The organism is Janthinobacterium goodfellowi (genome assembly GCF_051380695.1).
In the GTDB taxonomy this organism is placed as follows: domain Bacteria; phylum Pseudomonadota; class Gammaproteobacteria; order Burkholderiales; family Burkholderiaceae_D; genus Janthinobacterium.
Genome location: NZ_JBNYXN010000005.1, coordinates 459665 through 482055, shown reverse-complemented (window position 1 = coordinate 482055; position 22391 = coordinate 459665). Strand labels below are relative to the sequence as shown.

Here is a 22391-nt window from a genome sequence, read left to right as displayed (position 1 = left end):
ATTGCCGCCCAGGCCGAAGCAGCCTTGCGAACCGCCGTCGCCCGAAGTATTGCTGCCGGCGCCGGCGCGCAGGTAGCCGTGGAAGCCTTCGGAGTCGGATGGGTACATGGGGTCGGCGGCAGCGGAACCGCTGGCGATAGCTAAGACGATGGCAGCTGGCAGTGTTTTCAGCACAGCCTTCAACATGTTGCGATGCAGCATGGTAAGTCTCCTCAGTAATTTATTTTTTATCTAGTCATTCGTGGCCGAATGTACTGGCCAGAATTCTTTCCAGCAGGGACATAGTAACTATACTACGAACAAATATCAACATATTATGTTGTAATCCTACGACTACTCTGCGACACTTTATTTGCGTACCCACAAGCGAGTTGACGGCCCTGTTTTTTTCGCTGGCGCCATCCCATCTGACACGGTGGACAGGCATTTGCGCCGGCACCCCGCATTTTTCGGCACGCGACACGTATACGAATTAAAATCCTTGGTTTTTGCCATAATGACAGTGCGCCGCCAAGACAGCGCACGCAGACGAGACTAGGCACCGCCATGAAAATTGATGAAAAAATGGAAGTAGCAGGCAGCGATCCGGCGGAACGATTCAGTGAAGGGCCGCGCCTGCTGGCCGACATCGGCGGCACCAATGCCCGCTTCGTGCTGGAAACGCGCCAGGGCCACCTGGAAGCGGTCGCCGTGCTGCCCTGCGACGACTACGCGTCGCTGCTCGACGCCATCACCGCGTATATGGATAGCAGCGAGGCGCGCGCCGCCGGTTCGGCGCGCGTGCGCCATGCGGCCATCGCCATCGCCAATCCCATCGACGACGACAATATCCGCATGATGAACCATCACTGGTTCTTCTCGATCGAGGCGATGCGCGCCGCGCTGGGCCTCGACACCTTGCTGGTGGTGAACGACTTCACGGCGCTGGCCATGGCCCTGCCCTATCTGCGGCCCGACCAGCGCCAGCAGATCGGCGGCGGCATGGCGCGCGCCGACAGCGTCATCGGTCTGCTTGGTTCGGGCACGGGCCTGGGCGTGTCGGGCATGATCCCGGCTGAAGACCGCTGGATCGCGCTGGGCAGCGAAGGAGGCCACGTCAGCTTCGCCCCCTGCGATCAGCGCGAGATGGACGTGCTGTCCTTCGCCTGGCGCGAACTGTCGCACGTCTCGGCCGAACGCCTCGCCTCCGGGCGGGGACTGGAACTGATCTACCGCGCCCTGTCCGACCGGGCTGGCCGGCATGACGTGCCGCCGCTGCTGGCGGCCGACATCACCAGCCGCGCCCTGAACAATGAATGCGACGTGTGTCTGGAAGCGGTGGACTGCTTCTGCGCCATCCTCGGCTCCATCGCCGGCAACGTGGCCATGACCCTGGGCGCGCTGGGCGGCATCTATATAGGCGGCGGCATCGTGCCGCGCCTGGGGCCTTTGTTCGAACGGTCGCAATTCCGCGCCCGCTTCGAGCAAAAGGGCCGCCTGAACGAATACCTGGCGCAGATCCCCACGTTTCTGATCACGGCCGAACTGCCTACTTTTCTGGGCATCGCCGCCATCCTCGCGCAAAAGCTCAAGCGCGCCCATACCGGCGCGCCCGTGCTCGAATCCGTGCGCCAAGCGCGCGGCAGGATGAGTCCATCGGAATGCAAGGTGGCCGACTGGGTGCTGAAGGAACCGAACGCCATGCTGACCCTGCCGATCGCCGAAATCGCCCAGCGCGTCGGCGTCAGCCAGCCGACCGTGATGCGCTTTTGCCGCTCGATCGGCGTGCAGGGCCTGGCCGATTTCAAATTGAAGCTCGCTTCCGGCCTGACGGGCGGCGCCATCACGGTGGCGCACTGCCACGTGGAGATTTCGGACTCCGACGCGGAACTGGCGCGCAAGGTGCTGGGCAATAACGCCTCGGCCGCGCTGGCCATGCGCGACATGCTCGACGTGAAGGCGCTGACGGCGGCCATCGAACTGCTGCGCGGCGCGCAGCGCGTGGAATTGCTGGCCGTGGGCAGCGCCCGCGTGGTGGCCGACGACATGCAGCACAAGCTGCTCAACCTGGGCATCGTCAGCAGCTTCTTTGCCGACCCGCAGGCGCAGGAAATGAGCGCGGCCATGCTGAAACCGGGCGACGTGGCGCTGGTCATTTCCCGTTCGGGCGCCCTGCCCGACCTGCTGCGCACCGTCAAGGTGGCGCAGGGCTGCGGCGCGCGCGTGCTGGCGATCACGGCCAGCGGTTCGCCATTGGCCAAGCTGGCCGACGTGCTGCTGACCCTGAACCACCCGGAAGGCAACCTCAATTTCGTACCCATGATCGTGCGCCTGCTGCAGCTGATGATGCTCGATATCCTGTCGGTGGGACTGGCGCGGCGCGACACGGCGCAGCGCACCAGCGCCGCCGAACTGGAAGAGGGTCAATTGCACGGCATGCGCATCAGCGGCAAGCTGAAATTCGGTGGCCACCTCGAATAAGGCGGCGCCCGCCGCCCCTGCCCCGCTCGACAGCGCCAGCGGCGCCACCGTGCACGACGTCGCGCGCGTGGCCGGCGTGTCGGCCATGACGGTATCGCGCGTGATCAACGGACGCGCCAGCGTCAGCGCGGCCACGCGCGACAAGGTCGAGGCGGCGATCGCCAGCCTGCGCTACCAGCCCAACCTGGCGGCTCGCGCGGCCCGCACGGGCACCTTGCGCATCGGCCTCTTGTACAGCAACCCCAGCGCGGCCTTCCTCAGCGAATTTCTCGTCGGCGCCATGGACCAGTGCCGCCAGGGCGGCGGCCAGCTGCTGCTCGAACGCTGCGAAGACCTGGACAGCCAGCGCGCCGGCATCGATTGCCTGGTGGCGGCCGGCGTGGACGGCATCCTGGTGCCGCCGCCCCTGTGCGACTCACCGGAAGTGCTGGCGCAGCTCAATACCATGGGCATCCCCGCCATCGCCGTGGCCACGGCGCGCCCCTCGCCGGACGTGTCGGCCGTGCGCATCGACGACTACGAAGGCGCGCTGGCCATGACGCGCCATCTGCTCGCGCTGGGCCACCGCGACATCGGCTTCATCGAAGGCGACCCCGCGCACACGCCCGCGCTGCTGCGCCGCCAGGCCTTCGAAGACGCCATGCGGGAAGCAGGCTTGCCAGTGCCGCAGCACAGGGTGGCGCAAGGCTATTTTACGTACCGATCGGGACTGGACGCGGCGCGCCGGCTGCTGGCGCAGCAACCGTACCCCAGCGCCATCTTCGCCAGCAACGACGACATGGCCGCCGCCACCCTGGCCGTGGCGCACGGCATGGGCTTGCAGGTGCCGGCGCAATTGAGCGTGTGCGGCTTCGACGACACGCCCGTCGCCAGCACCGTCTGGCCCGAGCTGACTACCATCCACCAGCCCATCGCCGACATGGCGCGCGCCGCCGTCAAGCTCGTCATCGACGAAATACGCCAGCGCCGCGCCGGGGAAACGGCGCCCGCCACGCATCATTTGATGGAATTTACCCTGGTAGAGCGGGCCTCATCGGGAAGATATGCGCCGCCGACGGCAAAGGGTCAGCGCAGACCTTGACGCTGCCGGAACAGGCGATGCCCCCCACCCGCCTTGCCGGCGTACCCTGTCCTACAGCGCCTCGGTCAAGGCGGGGCTGCCGATGGAAGTGACGGCATAACCGTTGCGGCCAGCGCTTTTTGCCTTGTAGAGCGCCGTATCGGCCGCCGTCAAGAATGCCCCTGCCGTCGTATCACCCCGGGCGCAGAACGCCAAGCCGACACTGGTGGTGACGTGCAAACCGATACCGCCGCAATCAAAGTGTACGGCCATCTCTTGCACGATTTTCTTGCCCAGTACCGCGAGTTCGGACTGATCCGTCAGTTGTTCAAAAATAATGACAAACTCGTCGCCGGCAAGGCGCGCCACCGTGTCGGAGGCCCGGACGCAAGCTTTGAGCCGTTTGGCAAATTCAATCAATACCAGATCGCCGATACCATGCCCATACGTGTCATTTATTTTTTTAAAATAGTCGATATCCAGATACGCCAGCGCCAGGCCCGTGCCAGCGCGCCGGGCACGTGTCAATGCCGCGGCCAGCGCCTCGTCAAACATGCGCCTGTTGTGCAGGCCCGTCAGCATGTCAGTTCGCGCCAGAACGGCGAGGTTGTTCTCCGCAGCTTCCCTCTGTAGCGACAGCGCATAGAATGCACGGCTCAGCTTTCCGAACTCGTCTTTGCGGCCGATATCAAACACCGCAATATCGGCATTGCCTGAGCGTATGCTCGCCACCTGCCGCCCCAGATCGCCCAAGGGACGCAAGAGCAGCATCACCGCGATCCAGCCGGCACAACCGGCCAGGAAGGCCACGCCTGACGAAGCAATAATGACTTTGGCATAAATATCGGTGACCGGCGTGAATGCCTCGCTTTCAGGGTAGACGGCGCCGATGATCCAATCTGCCGCGCGCAAATGCTTGTACGTGATAATGGCCTGCACGCCCAGCTTGGTTTTACCTTGTGTCCAGCCGTCGAATCCCCGCAATGCGGCCAAGGTGGAAGGCGTTGCGCCGCCCGTTTCATCATGCACCCGCTTCAGGACGCGCGCCGGGTCCGGATGGTGGAGTATCGTGCCGTCCTCGGTCAACATGAACAGATAACCGCTCTTGCCCGGCTTGAGCTGCTCCCACTGGCCAAAAAATGTCGGGCTTTGCAAATTGATACCGCCAGCGATCACATACAGCAATTTGCCGGCTTCGTCATAGATCGGTTCGGTTACCAGCACTATGGGCTTGCCCGACAGCTGGCTCTTGAATGGACGCGATATCACGCCCTCCCTGAGTTTCACGGTATCGATAAAATATTCGCGCGCGGCGAAATTGAGCTTGCCGACCACGCGCCGGTCATTCATGCTGGCAACCAATTTCCCCGTAGCATCAAAGGCGACGAGATTGAAAAATTCCTCGCGCAGGGTTGGATGATTTTCAATAAATGCCTGCATCCGGTGCGGATGTTCATACACATCCGCCGGTAGCCCTTCCGCCAGCACCCTGAGCAGTGCTTTCTTCGCATTCAAGTCTTCGTCGATATATGCCGCCGCACTGGTCAGCAAGGCATATTGCTGATTGCCGATGACGGAGACCATCTGCCCTTGCGCGACAGACAGCGATGTGAGCGCAACAGAACCCGTCGCGCACAGCACCAGTACGCCCACGAGCACAGTCATCTTGAATTTGAAGCTCCTGGGATTGAAAAACTTCCAGATCTTATGCATGCGTACTTCCTTCTCAGCGCCCATGCACTGTAAAACGCACAGATCCGGCCAGGTGACGCCATGCATGGCACTGGGAGGAACGGCATATTGGTCAGCGCATGACTTGGAGCCTATCCCCGGATGAAGACACTCCCGGGACAGGCCCTTGACATGGCAAGAGAGCAATCTTACGCCTATTCTTGCAAAAAAAGCGCCCTGGCGCCGCTGAATAGCTACAGCATCCCCACATCATCCCAATATAGTGCGCTCCAGCAACGGGCGTCGACGGGGCCTGCGCTTCAATGGGGCGCAGGCCGATCGCGAAATAAGCGCACGGCCATGGCGGTCAAGCCTGCATGTCAGGCAATGCGATTTCCGCCTTGCGCGCCGCGATCTGGCCGCCCATGGCCAGCAGGTCGAGTTGCGCCTCGCGCGCGTGCGGAAAAATCTCGCCCTCCTCTTCCAGCACGTGCTGCTCGATCTGCCTGGACAAGACCTTGACCTTGGCGTCGTACAGGTCTTCGCCGGGCGCCATGGCGACGATTTGCGCGATCAACTCCTTGGCCGAGGCATGTTCGACGATGGCTTCATCGATCAGGTCTTCGTTCAGACGGCTGGCGTCGCGCACGGCCGGATAAAAGATTTCTTCTTCCGCCATCGCATGCCTGCTCAATTCCTCGCAGATTTTCAGCGCCAGCTTGCGTTTGCTGGCGAGCGACCTGTCGCTGAGGCCCTCGTACTGTTCGAACAAGTCCTTCACCGTCTGATGATCTTGCGTCAGCAGCGCGATCGCATCCATGTCTTGCATACCGACACTTTGCTGGGAAACGGAAGCTGCCTGATGGGATTGGGTGGCCATGATGTGTTCTCCAGGTGTGCAATGAAGTCCCCATTCTAGACAGGGCCATGCGGCGTCCATGTAGGAGGATTGCCAACGTCAAGGTAGGCCAGGCGGGAAGGTCAACGCGTTTCGACGCAGATCAAGCTGACCATGATAAATTTTTGCATTGCGCAAAAAGTATGCGTAGTGCGCCTGCCTGCCGGCGCACTACGCCATGCGACTTAACGCAGCTGCGTGCGCTGTGCCAGCGATTCCACCAGTTCCACCGAGGGCGGCGAGCCGCCGGCCGCCAGGCAGGCGCCCGCGCCCGCAGCGACGGCAAAGCGCAAGTGCTGGCCGCCGTCCGCATCGGGCCGGTACATCAGGCTGTACAGCAAGCCGCCGATGCTGGCGTCGCCCGCGCCCACGGAATCGACCACCTCGATGACGGGCGGCGCCGCCTGCCATGTCTGCTCGCCCCGGTACAGCGCAGCACCTTGCGCGCCACGCGTATACAAATAGGTGGCGTGGGGATTCCAGCCGCGCAGCACGGCAAACGCGCCATCGATGTCGTCGTGGCGGAACAGGCCCGCCAGGTCTTCGTCCGACACCTTGATCACGTCAGCCAGCTCCGTCATGCGGCGCAGGGTGGCGTCGTAGCGCTCATCCATCATGATGCGGAAATTCGGGTCATAGCTGATCTTGACGCCAGCCGCCTTGAGTTCCTGCGCCAGCGCCACCAGCTTGCCCGCCAGCGGTTCGCGCGCCAGGCTGATGCCGCCGAAATGCACCCATTGCGCGCCCTGCATCCAGCCGGCAGGCAGCTGCGCCGCGTCGAAATGCAGGTCGGCGCTGTCGTCGCCGATGAAGTAATACGTGGGAGGATGCAGTTCATGCACGATGGCCAGCAGCGGCGACTTCGCGCGGCGCTGCAAAAAGCGCATGTCCAGGCCTGCCACGTCGGTCGCTTGCGCCAGCGCGTCGCCGAAGACGTCGAGGCTGACGGCGCCCGCAAAGGCGCTGGGCACGCCCAGGCGCGCCATCACGCGCGCCACGTTCCAGGTCGAGCCGCCCACCTGGCTGCTCCAGGCGTCCGCGCCCGTGCGCAGCATGTCCGTCAGCGCTTCGCCGGCCGAAACAAACGCGGGGAAAGTGGGAAAAGCAGCGGCGCTCATGCTGCACCGCCGATCACGTTCAGCACTTCATAGCAGGCGCCCATGGTGTGGTAATCGACCTTGCCAGCAGGGCTTTTCTCCTTGCTGATTTTCTGGTTTTCCGGCGTCAGGATGCGGTACCAGGCGCCATGCTCGTGGTCGACGAAATGCTTCCAGCTGTAATCCCAGATCTTGTCGTAGCTTTGCCAGTAAGCGTCGTCGCCCGTGCGCGCGGCCAGCACGGCGGCGGCGGCGAAGCTTTCCGCCTGCACCCAGAAGTATTTGTCGCCGTCGCAGATTTCATCGTGCGGGCCGAAACCGTAGTGGATGCCGCCATGCGCGCCATCCCAGGCCTTGGCCAGCGCCGTGTCGTACAGTGCGCGTGCGCGCGGCAGCAGCCAGCCGGACGGACCGGCCATGAACTTGGCGTGGCGCTCCATGATCAGGAGCAGCTTGGCCCATTCCGTGAAGTGGCCGGGCTGGTAGCCCCAGGGACGGAAGATATTGCTCTTGTCGTGCAGGTTGTAATCCCAGTCGATAGCCCAGTCGCTCTTGTAGTGTTCCCAGATCATGCCGTTGGCCAGACCCGCCTGGCGCACGGTGATGTTGTGCGCCAGCGTTTCGGCGCGGTGCAGATAGCGCGCCTCGCCCGTCGCCTCGAACGCGGCCAGCATGGCTTCGCAGGCATGCATGTTCGCGTTCTGGCCACGGTAGCCGTCCAGGGTGGACCAGTCGGCGCTGGCCACGTCCGCATACAGGCCGTGTTCGGGCAGCCAGAAGCGCTGCTCCATCAGTTCGAACGTTTCGTCCAGGTAGGCGCGCGCTTGCGTCACGCCGGCTTGCAAGGCATGCGCATAGGCGAGTAGCACGAAGGCCAGGCCATAGCAGTGGTTGGCGCCGTCTTCCACCGTTTTGACGCCGTCTTTCCACGACAGTTGCCAGGCGTAGCCGCCGGTGGCCGGGTCGCGGTGCACGTCACGCAGGAAGGCCACGCCGTGACGCAGGGCCGCCTGGTAATCGTCGCCGCCGAAATGGCGGTAGGCCATGGCGTAATTGAAGATGAAGCGCGTGCTGCTAACCAGGTGACGCGTGGCAGCGTCGTACACGGTGCCGTCGTCGAGGAAGAAGTGATAGAAGCCGCCGCTCGCATCGATGGCGCGCGGGTGGTAGAAGTGCATCGTGTGCAGGATGTGCTTTTCAAGCATCTGCCTGGAGCGGAAATCGGGATTCATGGGTCTCTCATGATATTGTTATCGATAACAATGATGATAGCATGCCGTTTCCGCCCCGTCTCGTCCACTTAAGGGGGCGTGGCCGCCTTGCGCTTTTCGCGCCACAGCGCCGCCTTGGCCGGGTCGGCCGCCTGTCCCAGCTCGCCCTTATCGTACACCTTGACCAGCCGTTCGATGGCTTCCGCGTCGCCCTGCTTCGCCGCCAGCAGGTACAACTCGAAGGGCTGGGGCGCCGGCCCTTGCCGAGTAGGGCCGCCGCGGCCCTGCTCCAGCAGGCGCGCGAAACCCGTCTGGCCCGGCGGGCTTTTCGCGATGGCTGCCATCTCGTACCAGCCCAGCGCCGCCTCGTCGCTCTGCGGCACGCCCTGCCCCACTTCATACGAGTACGCCACATTGTTCAAGCCGGGCGGATCGAGCGCCTTGGCCGCCCGCATGTACCAGCCGAACGCCTCCTTGCGCTGCGCGTCATCGTTGGCCGTCATCATCAGGCGGTAGCCGATTTCATTGTAGGCGGGGATGAAGCCGTTTTCGGCATGGAACTTCAGCCAGTGCAGCGCGTGCGCCTGTTCTTCCGGGCTGCTGTGGATGTTTTCAAAGTGCTGGGCCAGCATGAAATTGGCCAGTTCCACGCCTTGCGCGGCGCCCTTGCGCGACCAGTATTCGCCCAGCTTGCGGTCGATGGCCATGCCCTGGCCCAGCGTGTAGGCCACGCCCAGGAAAGCCTGCGCCGGGCCATAGCCGCCTTCGGCCGATTTCCGCATCCACGCCAGGCCGGCGTCGACGTCGCGCGGCGTGCCCTCGCCTTCGTGCAGCATCTGCGCCAGCTCCAGCTGGACGGCCGTGTCGCCCCCTTCGGCGGCGCGGCGCGCCTTGTCGAAGGCCGCGACCTTGTCCGGCGACAGGTCGGCCGGGCGGTCGATCACCGCCTGCACCCTCGCGCGCATGTCGTCGAGGCCCTTGGTGTCGAATTCGGCCAGCGCCGGATGCTGTCGCGGTTCCTTGGAGGACGCGGGTTGCGCCAGCACGGGCTGCGCCAGCGCCAGGGTCAATAACAATACGATGGTCTTCATTTCTTCTCGCTTTCCGTCAGCTTGGCGCGCCATTCGGCGGCGTCTTCGGCATTCGCCGCCTGTCCCAGTTCACCCTTCACAGACACATCGAGCATGCGCCGCATGGCGGGCAGGTCGCCGCTCCATGCCGCCCGCTCGTACCAGGCCAGGGCCAGCTTGTCCGACTGTGCCACGCCCAGTCCCAGCTCGTGCGCGCGGGCCAGGTTGCGCATGCCGGCCGGTTCCTGTTCGCGCGCCGATCTGTCATACCAGCGGAAGGCCTCGCCGCGCTCCTGCTCGTCGGTGGCTGCGCGCATCAGGTGCTCGCCGAGCGCATTATAGGCAGGGATAAAGTGCTCTTCGAGCGCGGCCTTCTTCAGCCATTGGATGGCCAGCGCCTGTTCTTCGGGAGGGCTGTCGCCATCGATGAATTCCAGCGCCAGGATGGTTTGCGCCAGTGCGTCGCCCTGCGCCACGCCCTTGCGCAGCCAGTATTCGCCCTGCACGCGGTCGATCGGCACCTTGCCGCCCACCGTGTAGGCCAGCCCCAAAGCTGCCTGCGCCGGCGCATAGCCGCCTTCGGCCGACTTGCGTATCCAGGCCATCGATAGCGCCGTGTCTTGCGGCGCGCCGACGCCCAGCTGCAGCATGCGCGCCAGTTCCAGCTGCGCCTCCACGTCGCCCGTTTCAGCCATACGCCGGGTCTGCGCAAACTCGGCGATGCTTTCCGGGCTATGGCTGGCCGCATCGGCCCGTGCCTTGATGGCGATCAGCTGCAGATCGAGCAAGGTGGGCGAGGTTTGCGCCAGGACGGGCAGCGGCAATAGCAAAGGGATCAGCAACAGTAATTTCCTGGTCATGCGGCGATGTCGAAAAGAAGAAAACACGCATGGTAGCCGATGCCATGCGGGACAGGCGCGCACGGTAGGCGAAGTTTGACAGGGCACGCCGGCAGGCTTACATTGCACGGGCCCACCACTGAGACAGGAATGCCATGAACCACGTATCGAAAACCGCCTTGACCTTGCTCGTCGTCCTCGCCGCCAGCGGCGCCGCCAGCGCCGCCGACACCCAGCTGGCCGGCTGCGCCGCCAAGCGCGAAAACATCCGCAGCGAATTGCGCCAGGCCAAAGAACAAGGCCTGTCCGACAAGGTCGCTGGCCTGACGCGCGCGCTCGACGAAGTCAACGCCCACTGCCGCGACAGCACCCTGATCGAACGCCACAACAAGAAAATTTTGAAAGCGCAGGCGAAGGTCAACCAGACGGAGCGCTCGCTGCGCCTGGCCCAGGAAGCCAATAAAGAGCCGAAGAAGATCGCCAAGCTGGAAGGCAAGCTGGAAAAAGCCAGGGCGGAACTGGCCGCCCTGCAGGCGCAACAGCCTTAAGCTTTCTCTCCCAGCAGCTGATAAATGCTGGAGAAATCCAGCGCGCCCGCCCCCGCCTTGCTGTGCAAACTGTATAGATTGCGCGACAAGGCGCCCAGCGGTACCGAGGCGCCGCTGGCCAGCGCGCTTTCCACGGCCAGACCCAGGTCTTTGAGCATCAGGTCGACGCCAAAGCCGCCCGTGTAGCCGCGCGACGCGGGCACGTTCTCGGCCACGCCCGGACACGGGTTGTACACCTCCAGGGTCCAGTTGCGGCCCGAGCTTTTCGCCATCACGTCCGACACCACCTTGGCGTCCAGGCCATTGGCCACGCCCAGGCGTATCGCTTCGCTGGTGCCGATCATCAAAATCCCCAGCAGCATGTTGTTGCAGATCTTGACCGTCTGGCCGCAACCGGAGCCGCCCGCATGGAAAATCGCCTTGCCCATGACATCCAGGTAGGGGCGCGCGGCCGCCAGCGCGGATTCTTCGCCGCCCACCATGAAGGTCAAGGTGCCGTTGGTGGCGCCCGCCGTGCCGCCCGAGACGGGCGCGTCCAGCATGGGCATGCCCTTTTCCTCGGCCGCGCGGCCCACCTGGCGTGCCGCCTCGGTGGAAATCGTCGAACAGTCGATCAGCAAGGTGCCGGGCCGCGCCTGCGCCAGGATGCCCGCGTCGCCAAGATAAGCACCTAGCACGTGGCGGCTGGCCGGCAGCATGGTGATGACGATGTCGGCTTGGCCTATCGCCGCCGCCTGGTCGTCGGACACGAGGCCGCCGCCGTCGGCGAACTGGCGCACGCTGGCCGGCACCAAGTCGAAACCCGTCACCGCATGGCCGGCCCGCACGAGGTTCTGCGCCATGGGCAAGCCCATGTTCCCCAGGCCGATGAAAACGATATTGGTGCTCATCGCCGCTCCTTATTTCATCGAGATGGTGGTATTGACGCCGCTGCCGCCATCGTCCGGGGCGAACCAGCGCGCCGTGACAGTCTTCGTCTGCGTCCAGAAGTACAGCGCCTGCTTGCCGTTCGGGCCCAGGTCGCCCAGTTTCGACGCGCGCGAACCCGTGAAGCTGAAATAGGCGACGGGCACGGGAATGGCCACGTTGATGCCCACCTGGCCCACGTCGATCTCGTTCTGGAACTTGCGCCCCGCCCAGCCGGACGAGGTGAAGATCGACGTGCCGTTGCCGTTCGGGTTGGCGTTGATGAAGGCGATCGCTTCGTCGAGCGTATCGGTTTCGACCACGCACATGGCGGGGCCGAAGATTTCCTGCGTGTAGACGGAGTTCGACGCTGCCACCTTCGAGAAAATCGTCGGCCCCATGAAGTTGCCGCCCTCGTAGCCGGCCACCTTGTGGCCGCGGCCGTCGAGCAGCAGCTGCGCACCTTCGTCCACGCCCGCCTGGATCAGTTTTTCCGCCCGCTGCATGGCGGCCCTGGAGACCATCGGTCCCAGGTCGGCCGTGCGGTCGCTGCCCGGTCCCACTTTCAGCGCTTGCGAACGGGCGACGATTTCCGGCAGCCAGGAGCGCGCCTCGCCCACCAGCACCACGACGGAATTGGCCATGCAGCGCTGGCCGGCCGCGCCGAACGCGGCGCCGATCAGGTTATTGATCGCCTGCTCCTTGTTGGCGTCGGCCAGCACCACGCAATGGTTTTTCGCGCCCATCATCGATTGCGCGCGCTTGCCCGATTCGCTGGCGCGGCGGTAGACATGCGTGCCCACGTGGGTGGAGCCGATGAAGGAGACGGCCTTGATGTCGGGATGGTCGCACAGCATGTTGACGACGTCGGCGCCGCCATGCACGACGTTCAGCACGCCCGCCGGCAAGCCCGCCTGGTACATCAGTTCGACCAGGTACATGCTCGATGACGGGTCCTGCTCCGACGGTTTCAGCACAAAGGTATTGCCGCAGGCGATGGCAATCGGGAACATGAAGCATGGCAGCATGACGGGGAAATTGAACGCCGTGATGCCGGCGCCTACGCCCAGCGGCTGGTAGATATTGTAGACATCGACGCCCGTGGCCGCGTTTTCCGCGATCTCGCCCAGCTGCAGGGTGGCGATCGAGCACGCGTGCTCCACCACTTCCAGACCGCGCATCACTTCCCCTTCCGCGTCGGGCAGGGTCTTGCCATGTTCGCGCGTGATCAGTTCGGCCAGGGCGCCGATGTTTTCGCGGATCAGGTGCTGGTACTTGAGCATGATGCGCATGCGCGCCGCCAGCGGGGTATTGCGCCACGTTTTAAATGCTTCCTTGGCCGTGGCGACGGCCAGATTGACTTCGTCGGGCGTGGAAAACGGCACCCTGGCGACGATTTCCTGCGTGGCCGGATTGACGACGTCGCGCCATTCCGTGCTGCTCGATGCGTGATGCTTGCCGGCAATGTGCAGGGGAACGGCGGGAACTGAGGTGAGGGCTTGGTTCATTTGTTTGGCTCCGTGATTATTTTTTAACGAGATTGCACGCCGCCGCATCCATCGGCTTGAAGGCCTGGTCGGCGGGGATGGTGGACAGCACTTTCAGGTAATCCCACGCGCCTTTGGATTCGGCCGGGGTCTTCACCTGCACCAGGTACATGTCGTGGATGACGCGGCCGTCGGGGCGGATCGAGGCGTTGTTCATGACGGCATCCTTGATGGGCAGCTCGCGCATTTTCTGGGCGACGATCTTCGAGTCGTCGCTCTTCGCGGCCGCCACCGATTTCAGGTAGTGGTAGACGCTCGAATACACGCCCGCCTGCACCATGGTCGGTTTGGCGCCCTTGTTGAGCGCCTCGAAGCGCTTGGCAAACGCGCGGCTGCGGTCATCGTAATCCCAGTAAAAACCATCCGCGTAGACGAGGCCCTGGGCCGTTTCCAGCCCCAGCGCATGCACGTCGGACAGGAACACGAGCAAGGCGGCCAGGCGCTGGTCCTTGCCGCTGCCGATGCGGAACTCGCGCGCCTGCTTGATGGCCGAGACGGTGTCGGCGCCGCCGTTGGCCAGGCCGATCACCTGCGCCTTCGAGCCTTGCGCCTGCACCAGGAAGGACGAGAAATCGGAGGCGTTCAACGGATGGCGCACGGCGCCCAGCACCGTGCCGCCATTGCGCTTGACGACTTCGCTGGCGTCCTTTTCCAGCGAGTGGCCGAAGGCGTAATCGACGGTGACGAAATACCACGATTTTTGTCCCAGCTTGGTCAGCGCCGCCGCCGTGCCGGCCGCCTGCGAATACGTGTCGAACATCCAGTGGAAGCCGTTCGGCGAGCAATCCTCGTTCGTCAGGCGCCCCGTGGCAGGGCCGCTGAACATGGCGATGCCGCCCTTCTCCTTCATCAGTTTTTGCACGGACAGGGCCACCGAGGAATTGGTCAGATCGGCGATGGCGTCGACCTTGTCGCGGTCCAGCCATTCGCGCGCCTTGGAGGCGGCGATGTCGGCCTTGTTCAGGTGGTCGGCCGAGAGGATCTCGATCTTCATGCCCTTGCATTCGGCCTTCAGACAATCCTCGACGGCCATCTGGCTGGCGACGACGGAGCCGCGCCCGCCCATGGCCGAATACGGGCCGGACATGTCGGTCAGGATGCCGACCTTGACGACGCCATCGGAAATCTGCGCGTGCGCGCCAGTGAAAGACAGGGAAAGCGCCAGCGCGCCCATGGCCAGAACGGTTTTTTTCATGCGTGTCTCCAGGTGAATGGGTTTTCTTATAGGTATAGATGCATTCTGCATGTGTAAAAATATGCACTCAAGTGAAATTAATGCATAATTCCTTTGCAAAAATGCACAAGGAGACAAGACATGCTCGATTGGGACAATGTACGGGTCTTCCTGGAACTGACGCGCAGCGCCGGCCTCGTCGATGCGGCGAAAAAGCTGGGCATCGACCATTCCACCGTGTCGCGGCGCATGCGCAAGTTCGAGGAGCAGGTGGGCACGCAACTGTTCGACCGCAATTACGTGGGCTACCAGCTGACGCCCGAAGGCCACCGCCTGATGGAATACGCGGAAACGATGGAAAGCACGGTGTTTGCCGCCACCGAGGAGCTGGGCGAACACAACCGATTGCTGTCGGGCCAGGTGCGCCTGGGCGCCACGGAAGGCTTCGGCGCCATCGTGCTGGCGCCCCACCTGGCGCAGTTTTGCGGACGCTACCCGCACATCAGCGTGGACCTGATCGCCGTGCCCCGTTTCGTCAGCCTGTCCAAGCGCGAGGCGGACGTGGCCATTTCCATCGAGCGCCCCCTGTCCGGCCCGTACGTGGTGACCAAATTGTCCGACTACCGGCTGAAACTGTACGCCACGCCGGCCTACCTGGCGCGCCACGCAGCGATCACCAGCGTGGCGCAGCTGGCGCAGCACCCGATCATCGGCTACGTGGACGACCTGGTCTTCAGTTCGGAGCTGCGCTACATGGACAACGTGGCGCCCGACTCCCTGCGCGCGTTCCGCAGCACCAGCGTCATCGCCCAGTACCACGCGGCGCGCGCGGGCCAGGCGCTGGCGATCCTGCCCTGCTTCGTGGCGCAGCAGTCGAACGAACTGGTGCCCGTGCTCGACGGCGAGATCGACCTGCTGCGCGCCTTCTGGATGATTTCGCCCAGCGAGCGGCGCAACATCGCCCGGGTCAGCGCCCTGTGGAACTACCTGCGCGGCGCCATCGATTTGAATCACGCCTACCTGATGGGCGAGACGGCCACGCCCAGCTGGCCAAGCTGACTGCGCGCTACACTGTCCTGTCGCCACATATGAATAAGGAGATCGCCATGCTGATGGATGCAAACCAGGCCGTACTGGTCATTGTCGACCTGCAAGGCCGCTTGATGCCGGCCATCCACGATGCCGGCCTGGTGCTGGCGCAAAACCTGCGCCTGGCAAAGATTGCCCGCCTGCTCGACGTGCCCGTGCTGGGCACGGAACAGAACCGCCAGGGACTGGGGCCGAACGTGGAGGAAATCGCCGCCCTGTGCGAACGGACCTTGCACAAGACGCATTTCGGCGCCTGCTTTGATGGCTTGCAGGACATGCTGCCCGCCGGGCGCAAACAGATCGTCGTCACCGGTTGCGAAGCACATGTGTGCATGCTGCAGACGGCCGTCGGCCTGCTCGAGCTCGGATATGACGTCATCATCGCCATCGACGCCGTCGGTTCGCGCCAGGCCGCCAGCCGCGACGCGGCGCTGGCCCGCCTCGGCAAGCTGGGCGCGCAGCTGGTGACGGTGGAAATGCTGGCCTTTGAATGGCTGCGCGACTGCAAGCACCCGCGTTTCCGCGAGGTATTGGCGTTAATCAAATAAGCACTCCTTTACGCAGGATCAAGCCCATCGGCTGCCCATTTGCTAGCTTGGTAACAGCGCCGCCACTGCGAGCGGCGCAGTTGTCTAACCGAGCTGGAGAACCATCATGGCCTATATCCTGCGGGGCAAGCTGTGCGGCTTGATCTGTGCCGAGTGTCCTGAACCGTTGTCACACGTCATCGTGCGCCTGTACCGGCCGCGCGAATCGCAAAACGTCACGGCCCTGGCCGTGGCCAGCGCCAAGGAAACGTTTGCCATCCTCACCGATGAGGAAGTGCGGGCGAAAGCACCGTTTTTGCTGGCCGAAGCGCGCACGGATGACGACGGCAACTACAGTTTCACCCTGGAAGGCGATTACCAGGGCGAGGCCGTCGAAGTCGATATCCTGTGCCCTACCGTGCCGCATTTGAAACCGGGGCCGAAAGACCCCATGCCGCTGCAGTTTTCCATCACCACCATCCAGCCGCGCTGGCGCCAGGTCGACAACGATTTCGTCGCTATCTGGGATTACTGCCTGCCGCAGCGCTTCTGGTGCCTGGTGCGCGCCCGTTTCGGCGCCTGGACCATCTGCGGCCGGCTGCGCACCTGCGACGCGCCCCACACGCCGATCACGGGCGCGACCGTGCGCGCCTTCGACGCGGACTGGCTGCAGGACGATGCGCTGGGCGTTGCGGTGACGGATACCAGCGGGCGCTTCCGCATCGACTACCTGACGTCGGACTTCACGCTCACGCCGTTCTCGCCGTTCATCAACGTGGAATTCACCAGCGGCCCCGACGTGTATTTCACGGCGCAGCTGGGCAGCGTCACCATCCTGTCGGAAACGCAGGCCAACGGCCGCCAGCCGGGACGCGAAAACGTGGGCCACTGTTTCTGCGTGGAATTGTGCTCGAAAGACGTCCTGCCGCCCGACGTGGAAGGCGTGCCCCACTGGCAGCAGGTGGAAATCTTCGACATCCACCCGTTTCCCTCGCTGGCCGGCTTTTCCGCGCAAGGCTATGCGGGCGGCGCGGCCGCCTCGTATGTGTTCGCCGGTGGCGTCACATTGAAAGGCAATTGCCCGCTGCGCAACAGCGCCATCCCCGCCAATCCGCTCGAATACCGCTTCCTGATCGGCGAATGGACGTGGCCCGGCGGCACGGACGACCCGACAGCCATCCCCACGGTGGCGCCCGCCAGTTTGGCGCCACTGACGCAAGTGCTCGGCACGCACGTCGGCTATGTGTTTTATACGAACGGACTGGGTCTCGGCGACTCGGCGCCCGTCATCATCGACGCGGGCGACTTGAAACCGGGCGGCTGGATACGGGTCGATGGCAAGCAAGTCACCGTGGACATGCGCGACGGCACGACGGCCATCGTCATCGTGCAGCAGAATATCTTCCTGCGCACCTTCGACCTGCTGACCGTGAATACGCCCGCCATCACCAGCCTGCATCCGGCCAAGCTGCCGGGCGGCTTGCCGATACTCGACGCGGGCCGCAGCCTGACGACGGCCGAAAGCGAACCGATACGCCGCTACCGCCTGGGCTTCGAAGTGCGCGATGGCAATACCCTGGCGCTGGTGGCCACGGACGGCCTCGACTCCATCGTCTTCGACAATTCGCCCGTCATCGTGGCGCTGGACCTGGAAGAATTGCGCAGCAATGCCTGCAACCCCATCGCGGGCGGCCTCGTGCATATCCTGTACACGATCGACCATCCGCATTTGCGCTTTTTCAATATCACGATTTCCAACAACAACGGCATCCAGCATCCGCCGCCACCGCTGCCGGCCGCCAGTTTCACGCCGCCTCCGCCACCGAGCAATTATCTGTTCCGCGGCGGCGCGGGCGGGCCTCACCTGTCAGGCAACAATGGCGGCTTCCCCGTCAACGTGGCGCTGGACCCGCCGTGCGCCTACCGCGTGGCCATCGCGTGGCAGACGCGGCATTACCTGGCATCGGCGCATAGCATCGACAGGCTGTACTGCAAGTAGGCATGGCTCAGAAATAACGCACCCACGCCTGCTTCGACGCGCGCTTGTAGCTGGCAAACGCGCGGCAGGGGAAGTACAGCACGGGCATCAGCAGCAAGGCCAGCAGCCACACTTGCCAGATGTGCTCGACGCCATAACGGGCGCCGTGATTGGCGCCCAGCACGGCCGTCAGGGTGATACCGATGGCCAGCAGCAGATACAGGTGCAGCAAGTAATAGAACATGGGCGCGCCGCCAAAGGTGGCGCAAGCCCGCGTGAACCCGTTATCGACGCTTTCCAGCCAGGCCAGGGCCAGCAAGCCCAGACCCAGGGTGAACAGCAAAAAGTCCAGCGACGGCGGATATTTCGTGAAGTTCAGCACGCTCATGGCCGTGCGCAAGGCCGTGTCGCCCGTCACCCACGGCAGGGTTTCGCCATACAGATTGAAGCCGCGCAGCAGGCCCAAGAGCAGCAAGCTGCCCGCGCCCAGCGCCAGCAGCAGGCGGCGCCTTCCCTCCGGCGAGCGGCTGCGCGCATACAGGGGCCCGGCCGCATAGCCGAGCACGATCACGCCTATCCACGGCAGCAGCGGATAGCTGACCTTGATCTGCATGGCCCCGTCCGCCACCAGATAGCCGCGTTGCAGCAGCACCGTCAGCGCGTAATAGCCAAGGCTGCCCTCTTGCGCGCGCAAGCCGGTCATCAAATGCTGGCCCGCGATAATCGCCACACCGAGCACGATCAGCACTTTCAAAGGCAGCTGGTGCAGCACGGCCAGCGCCATCATGGCCAGGCCGATGACCCAGATCACCTGCAGGTACAGCACGGCGGGCGGAAACGCCCCGCTCCAGGCGAAATTGACGAACACCAGTTCCAGCACGACCAGCAGCAAGCCCCGCTTGAACAGGAAGCCGCTAGCACTGCGAGGACCGGCCGCCGGATGCGCGTACAGCCAGGCGGACAGGCCCGTCAGGAAAACGAACATGGGCGCGCACACGTGGGCCGCCAGGCGCGTGAAGAACAGGGCCGGATCGACGTGGGCCGCATCCATGGGGTCGCCCACCTGGTGATGTAAAAACACGGTCTCGCGCACATGGTCGAACAGCATGATCAGCATGACGAGGCCGCGCAGCACGTCGATGACGGCGATGCGGGTGCGCAGGGTGGCAGATGTAGTCAAGGTCATCGTCATCCCTTAAAAACGGTAATGGGCATTCAAGTTCAGCGTGCGCTCGGCCCCCGGCGCCACCCACAGCTGGCTGTAGGAACTGGCATAGTAGCTGCGGTTGAACAGGTTTTCCACGCTCAGCGCGAATCGCAGTCTGGCGTTGGGCGCATACGACGCCAGCAATCTGGCCGTCGTGTAGGCCGGCAGGGTAAATTGGCTGCTGACGGCCACGTCGCCCAGGCGTTCGCCCACATACTGAAAACCGCCGCCCACGCTGGCCGTGCCCGTACCCAGCGCGAATTGTTGCGTGGCGATTACGTTGGCGCTATGGCGCGGCACGTTGGCGAAGCGGCTGCCCGTCACGATCGTATTGTCGCCGCGCGTGACGGTGGCGTTGGTGTAGGCATAGGCGCCCGAGACGCGCAGTCCGCGCGCCAGTTCGCCCGACACGTCCAGTTCCAGGCCCCGGCTGCCCACCTCGCCCGCCGCGATGGCGAAATCCGTGTTGGCGGGATTCGTCGTCAGCACACTGCTCTTGCGGATGTCGTACACGGCCACGGTGCCCGTCAGCTTGCCCGTTTCCAGCTTCGCGCCCAGTTCATACGAACGGCTGCGCTCGGCCGGGAAAGCCTGGTTATCGATGCTGATGCCGCTGTTGGGCCGGAAACCCTTCGCCGCGCTCGCGTACAGCGACCACATTGTCGACGGCTGATACACGAGGCCCGCGCGGGGGCTGGTGGCCGACAGCGACTGGCGGTTGCGCGCGTTCAGGCGATGGTTCGCCACGTCCTGCGTGTAACTGTCGCGGCGCACGCCGAGCAGCGCCTTCCATCGGGCGCCCAGGTCGATCTGGTCCTGCGCATACAGGCCGCGCGCCCGTTGCCCTTCCTGCGTGTCGATGGACAGGGCCAGCGGAGCGGCCCTGCCGCCATACACGGGATGGAAAATGTCGATGGCATAGGCATTCGCGGCCGAGGGATTGCGCCGCAGCTGCACGCGGTGGTCGTCGAAGCGATAGGCGTCGATGCCGGCCAGCACCTCGTGCGCCAGCGCGCCCGTGCGGAACTTGCCCAGCACTTCAAGGCGGGCGGAGACGTCAGTGGCCGAGAAATCGCGGTGGCGGCGCTGGCGGTTCAGGGTGCGGCCATCGGCCAGCAGCTTGTTCGCCTCGGTCGAATAACCGCGCAATTCGCTGTCGCGCCAGGAAGCGCCCGCCTGCACCGTCCAGTCGTCGGACAGCGCGTGGTGGATAAACAGCTGCTGCCCCAGCGACTTGACCGTCATGGGGCCGTCGCCCGGCTCGCCCAGGAAACGCGAGACAGGCACGGCTCCCAGCTTGCCGTTCAAGGCCACCACGCCCCGGTCGAATGGCGCGCGCTGGCGCACCGCTTCGATTTCATACGAGACGGTCGTGTGCTCGCCCGCCAGCCAGATAAACGAGGGAGACAACAGGCTGCGCTCGACTTTCAGCGTATCGCGGAAGCTGTGCCCCTCCTCATGCGCGGCGTTCAGGCGGTAGGCGACGGTGTCGCTCAACGGTCCCGTCAAGTCCAGCGCGGCGCGGCGCGTCTGGAAGCTGCCCAGCGATACGTCGGCGCTGTATTCGGGTGCGAACTTCGGCTTTTTCGTCGTGATGTTCACCGTGCCGCCCGGCTCGCCCCGGCCGTACAGGGCCGATGCGGGGCCTTTGAGCACTTCCACATTCTGCGTATTGCCGCCGTCGCGCATGCCGTTGTAGCCGCGGCTGGAACTGAAGCCGTTGACCATGTAGTCGGAACCGAAATTCGGATCGCCCGTGAAACCGCGCATGGCGTAGCTGTCCCACAGGCCGCCCAGCGGACTTTGTTTTGAAATACCGCTGGCCAGGTCCAGCGCGCCGGCCAAAGTCGTCACGCCCGCGTCGCGCAACAGGTCGCTGGTCAGCACGCGCACGCTTTGCGGCAAGTCCATCAATAAAGCGTCCGTCTTGGTGGCGCCCGTGGCGGACAGACTGCGGTAATGCTGGCGCTCGGCGCTGACGGTGACAACATCGTCGGCCTGCACGTCATCGATTGCCAGTGACCAGGGGCTGGCGGCGGCAAATAAAAGCGCCACAGGGCGGCGTAAAAACACGGACATGGAATTCCTGGCAAGGGCGCAAATCAATGCAATAGGCTTGCATTATAATTGATAATCAATTCTCATTAAAGCCCTCGGCAACAATCTGCGCCAAAAACTCCACGAACACCTGCACCTTGGCGGCGCGCAGCTGGCGCGGGTGGAACAGCGCCCACAAGTCCGGTCCCCGCGTGCGGAACGCTTGCAGCACAGGCACCAGGGTCCCTTCGCGCAGCGGCTGCAGCACGGAGACGGATAGCGCCTGTACGATGCCGCAACCGGCCTGGGCGGCGGCGATCATCGATTCGATATGGTCGAAAGACAAGGCGGCAGCCGGCGTGTGGGCGTACGGCTCGCCTGCTTCCCCATCCTGGAACAGCCAGGGCCGCACCTGGCGCGCTTTCGGATACAGGAAATGCAGGCAGGCAAACTGGTCCAGTTCCTGCGGCGTGCGCGGCACGCCATGCCGGGCGATGAAGGCGGGGGAAGCGCAGCACAGATAATCCATGTTCAGCAGGCTGCGCGCCACCAGCGACGAATCCTGCGGTTCGCCGATGCGCAGCATCACGTCGATGCCCTCTTCCACCATGTCGACCAGGCGGTCGCTGACCGTCAGGCGCAGGGAAATGTCGGGATAGGCGGCGGTAAAGCGGGGCAAGGCGGGCGCCACCAGATTGCGGCTGATGCTGCTGGGCATATCCACGCGCAAGCTGCCCGAGGGTTTCCCGGCCGCCTGTTCAAGACTGGCTTCCAGCGCGGCCATGTCGGCCAGCACCTGGCGCGCCTGCGCATGGCAGTGCCGGCCTTCGGCCGTCAGCGACATGCTGCGCGTGGTGCGCTGCAAGAGGCGCACGCCGAAATGCTTTTCCAGCGCCGCCACCTGGTTCGTCACCGACGAGGTCGAGATGCCCAGGCGCTGCGCCGCCTTGCTGAAGCCGCCCGCCTCGACCACGGCGCAAAACACCTTCATCGCTTCCAGCCTGTCCATGCCTGTTTCCCTGTTGATGCCTTGATGCAGGCGATTATCCACGATACTGAAATAGTGCATCGG

The 22391-nt window shown here is 64.1% G+C and carries 18 protein-coding genes and 1 pseudogene; 6 read left to right on the top strand and 13 right to left on the bottom strand.

The window, feature by feature from the left end:
• A pseudogene (locus tag ACQ4WQ_RS21120) lies at positions 1-201 on the bottom strand (carbohydrate porin); the annotation flags it as partial.
• A gap of 345 nt (positions 202-546) precedes the next feature.
• Between ACQ4WQ_RS21120 and ACQ4WQ_RS21115 the strand changes: the two are divergent.
• Positions 547-2460 (top strand): glucokinase, encoded by a 1914-nt coding sequence (locus ACQ4WQ_RS21115; protein WP_326457350.1) that lies wholly within the window; start codon positions 547-549, stop codon positions 2458-2460.
• Positions 2444-3541, top strand: a complete 1098-nt coding sequence (locus ACQ4WQ_RS21110) for a LacI family DNA-binding transcriptional regulator (RefSeq protein ID WP_436499737.1) — start codon at positions 2444-2446, stop codon at positions 3539-3541. Before ACQ4WQ_RS21115 ends, ACQ4WQ_RS21110 begins: the two co-directional genes overlap by 17 nt.
• A 51-nt stretch (positions 3542-3592) precedes the next feature.
• On the opposite strand, the gene ACQ4WQ_RS21105 is transcribed toward ACQ4WQ_RS21110, so the two are convergent.
• From ACQ4WQ_RS21105 to ACQ4WQ_RS21080, 6 genes are all read right to left on the bottom strand, one after another.
• Positions 3593-5233 carry a diguanylate cyclase domain-containing protein gene (locus tag ACQ4WQ_RS21105; RefSeq protein ID WP_436499735.1) on the bottom strand — a complete coding sequence of 547 codons (1641 nt, stop codon included), beginning with the start codon at positions 5231-5233 and terminating at the stop codon, positions 3593-3595.
• Between the two features lie 325 nt (positions 5234-5558).
• Positions 5559-6011, bottom strand: coding sequence for a hemerythrin domain-containing protein (locus tag ACQ4WQ_RS21100; RefSeq protein ID WP_436499758.1), 453 nt, complete (start codon positions 6009-6011; stop codon positions 5559-5561).
• Between the two features lie 263 nt (positions 6012-6274).
• The gene (locus tag ACQ4WQ_RS21095) at positions 6275-7207 is read right to left on the bottom strand and encodes a carbohydrate kinase family protein (protein ID WP_436499733.1); all 933 of its coding nucleotides are present in this window, start codon (positions 7205-7207) and stop codon (positions 6275-6277) included.
• Positions 7204-8418: an AGE family epimerase/isomerase gene (locus tag ACQ4WQ_RS21090; protein ID WP_436499731.1), complete on the bottom strand. Its 1215-nt coding sequence runs from the start codon at positions 8416-8418 to the stop codon at positions 7204-7206. Before ACQ4WQ_RS21090 ends, ACQ4WQ_RS21095 begins: the two co-directional genes overlap by 4 nt.
• Positions 8419-8486: 68 nt before the next feature.
• Positions 8487-9488 carry a tetratricopeptide repeat protein gene (locus tag ACQ4WQ_RS21085; protein ID WP_436499729.1) on the bottom strand — a complete coding sequence of 334 codons (1002 nt, stop codon included), beginning with the start codon at positions 9486-9488 and terminating at the stop codon, positions 8487-8489.
• A complete protein-coding gene (locus ACQ4WQ_RS21080) occupies positions 9485-10327 on the bottom strand; it encodes a tetratricopeptide repeat protein (RefSeq protein ID WP_436499727.1) in 843 nt (280 codons plus the stop codon). The genes ACQ4WQ_RS21085 and ACQ4WQ_RS21080 overlap by 4 nt, the downstream gene beginning before the upstream one ends.
• A gap of 134 nt (positions 10328-10461) precedes the next feature.
• Between ACQ4WQ_RS21080 and ACQ4WQ_RS21075 the strand changes: the two genes are divergently transcribed.
• Positions 10462-10854: a DUF1090 domain-containing protein gene (locus ACQ4WQ_RS21075; RefSeq protein ID WP_436499725.1), complete on the top strand. Its 393-nt coding sequence runs from the start codon at positions 10462-10464 to the stop codon at positions 10852-10854.
• Here ACQ4WQ_RS21075 and mmsB read toward each other — a convergent pair.
• Genes mmsB through ACQ4WQ_RS21060 form a run of 3 tightly spaced genes read right to left on the bottom strand, consistent with a single transcriptional unit; the run spans position 10851 to position 14502 of the window.
• Positions 10851-11744: a 3-hydroxyisobutyrate dehydrogenase gene (gene mmsB, locus ACQ4WQ_RS21070; protein ID WP_326457070.1), complete on the bottom strand. Its 894-nt coding sequence runs from the start codon at positions 11742-11744 to the stop codon at positions 10851-10853. The genes ACQ4WQ_RS21075 and mmsB overlap by 4 nt on opposite strands.
• Positions 11745-11753: 9 nt before the next feature.
• On the bottom strand, positions 11754-13268 hold the full coding sequence (locus tag ACQ4WQ_RS21065) for a CoA-acylating methylmalonate-semialdehyde dehydrogenase (RefSeq protein WP_436499722.1): 1515 nt from the start codon (positions 13266-13268) through the stop codon (positions 11754-11756).
• A 16-nt stretch (positions 13269-13284) separates the two neighbouring features.
• The gene (locus ACQ4WQ_RS21060) at positions 13285-14502 is read right to left on the bottom strand and encodes an ABC transporter substrate-binding protein (RefSeq protein WP_436499720.1); all 1218 of its coding nucleotides are present in this window, start codon (positions 14500-14502) and stop codon (positions 13285-13287) included.
• 120 nt (positions 14503-14622) lie between these two features.
• Here ACQ4WQ_RS21060 and ACQ4WQ_RS21055 point away from each other — a divergent pair, with 120 nt between their 5' ends.
• The 3 genes from ACQ4WQ_RS21055 (at position 14623) to ACQ4WQ_RS21045 (ending at position 18096) form a co-directional block, all read left to right on the top strand.
• Positions 14623-15540 carry a LysR family transcriptional regulator gene (locus ACQ4WQ_RS21055; protein ID WP_436499718.1) on the top strand — a complete coding sequence of 306 codons (918 nt, stop codon included), beginning with the start codon at positions 14623-14625 and terminating at the stop codon, positions 15538-15540.
• A 47-nt stretch (positions 15541-15587) separates the two neighbouring features.
• The gene (locus ACQ4WQ_RS21050) at positions 15588-16118 is read left to right on the top strand and encodes an isochorismatase family protein (RefSeq protein ID WP_326457072.1); all 531 of its coding nucleotides are present in this window, start codon (positions 15588-15590) and stop codon (positions 16116-16118) included.
• Between the two features lie 106 nt (positions 16119-16224).
• On the top strand, positions 16225-18096 hold the full coding sequence (locus ACQ4WQ_RS21045; protein ID WP_436499716.1) for a hypothetical protein: 1872 nt from the start codon (positions 16225-16227) through the stop codon (positions 18094-18096).
• Positions 18097-18103: 7 nt separating this feature from the next.
• Here ACQ4WQ_RS21045 and ACQ4WQ_RS21040 read toward each other — a convergent pair whose 3' ends face one another.
• The 3 genes from ACQ4WQ_RS21040 to ACQ4WQ_RS21030 are packed head-to-tail and all read right to left on the bottom strand — an operon-like array spanning position 18104 to position 22328.
• The gene (locus ACQ4WQ_RS21040) at positions 18104-19267 is read right to left on the bottom strand and encodes an acetyltransferase domain-containing protein (protein ID WP_436499714.1); all 1164 of its coding nucleotides are present in this window, start codon (positions 19265-19267) and stop codon (positions 18104-18106) included.
• A 3-nt stretch (positions 19268-19270) separates the two neighbouring features.
• Positions 19271-21361: a TonB-dependent siderophore receptor gene (locus ACQ4WQ_RS21035; protein WP_436499712.1), complete on the bottom strand. Its 2091-nt coding sequence runs from the start codon at positions 21359-21361 to the stop codon at positions 19271-19273.
• A gap of 55 nt (positions 21362-21416) precedes the next feature.
• Positions 21417-22328 carry a LysR family transcriptional regulator gene (locus ACQ4WQ_RS21030; protein ID WP_436499710.1) on the bottom strand — a complete coding sequence of 304 codons (912 nt, stop codon included), beginning with the start codon at positions 22326-22328 and terminating at the stop codon, positions 21417-21419.
• Positions 22329-22391: the final 63 nt, after the last annotated feature.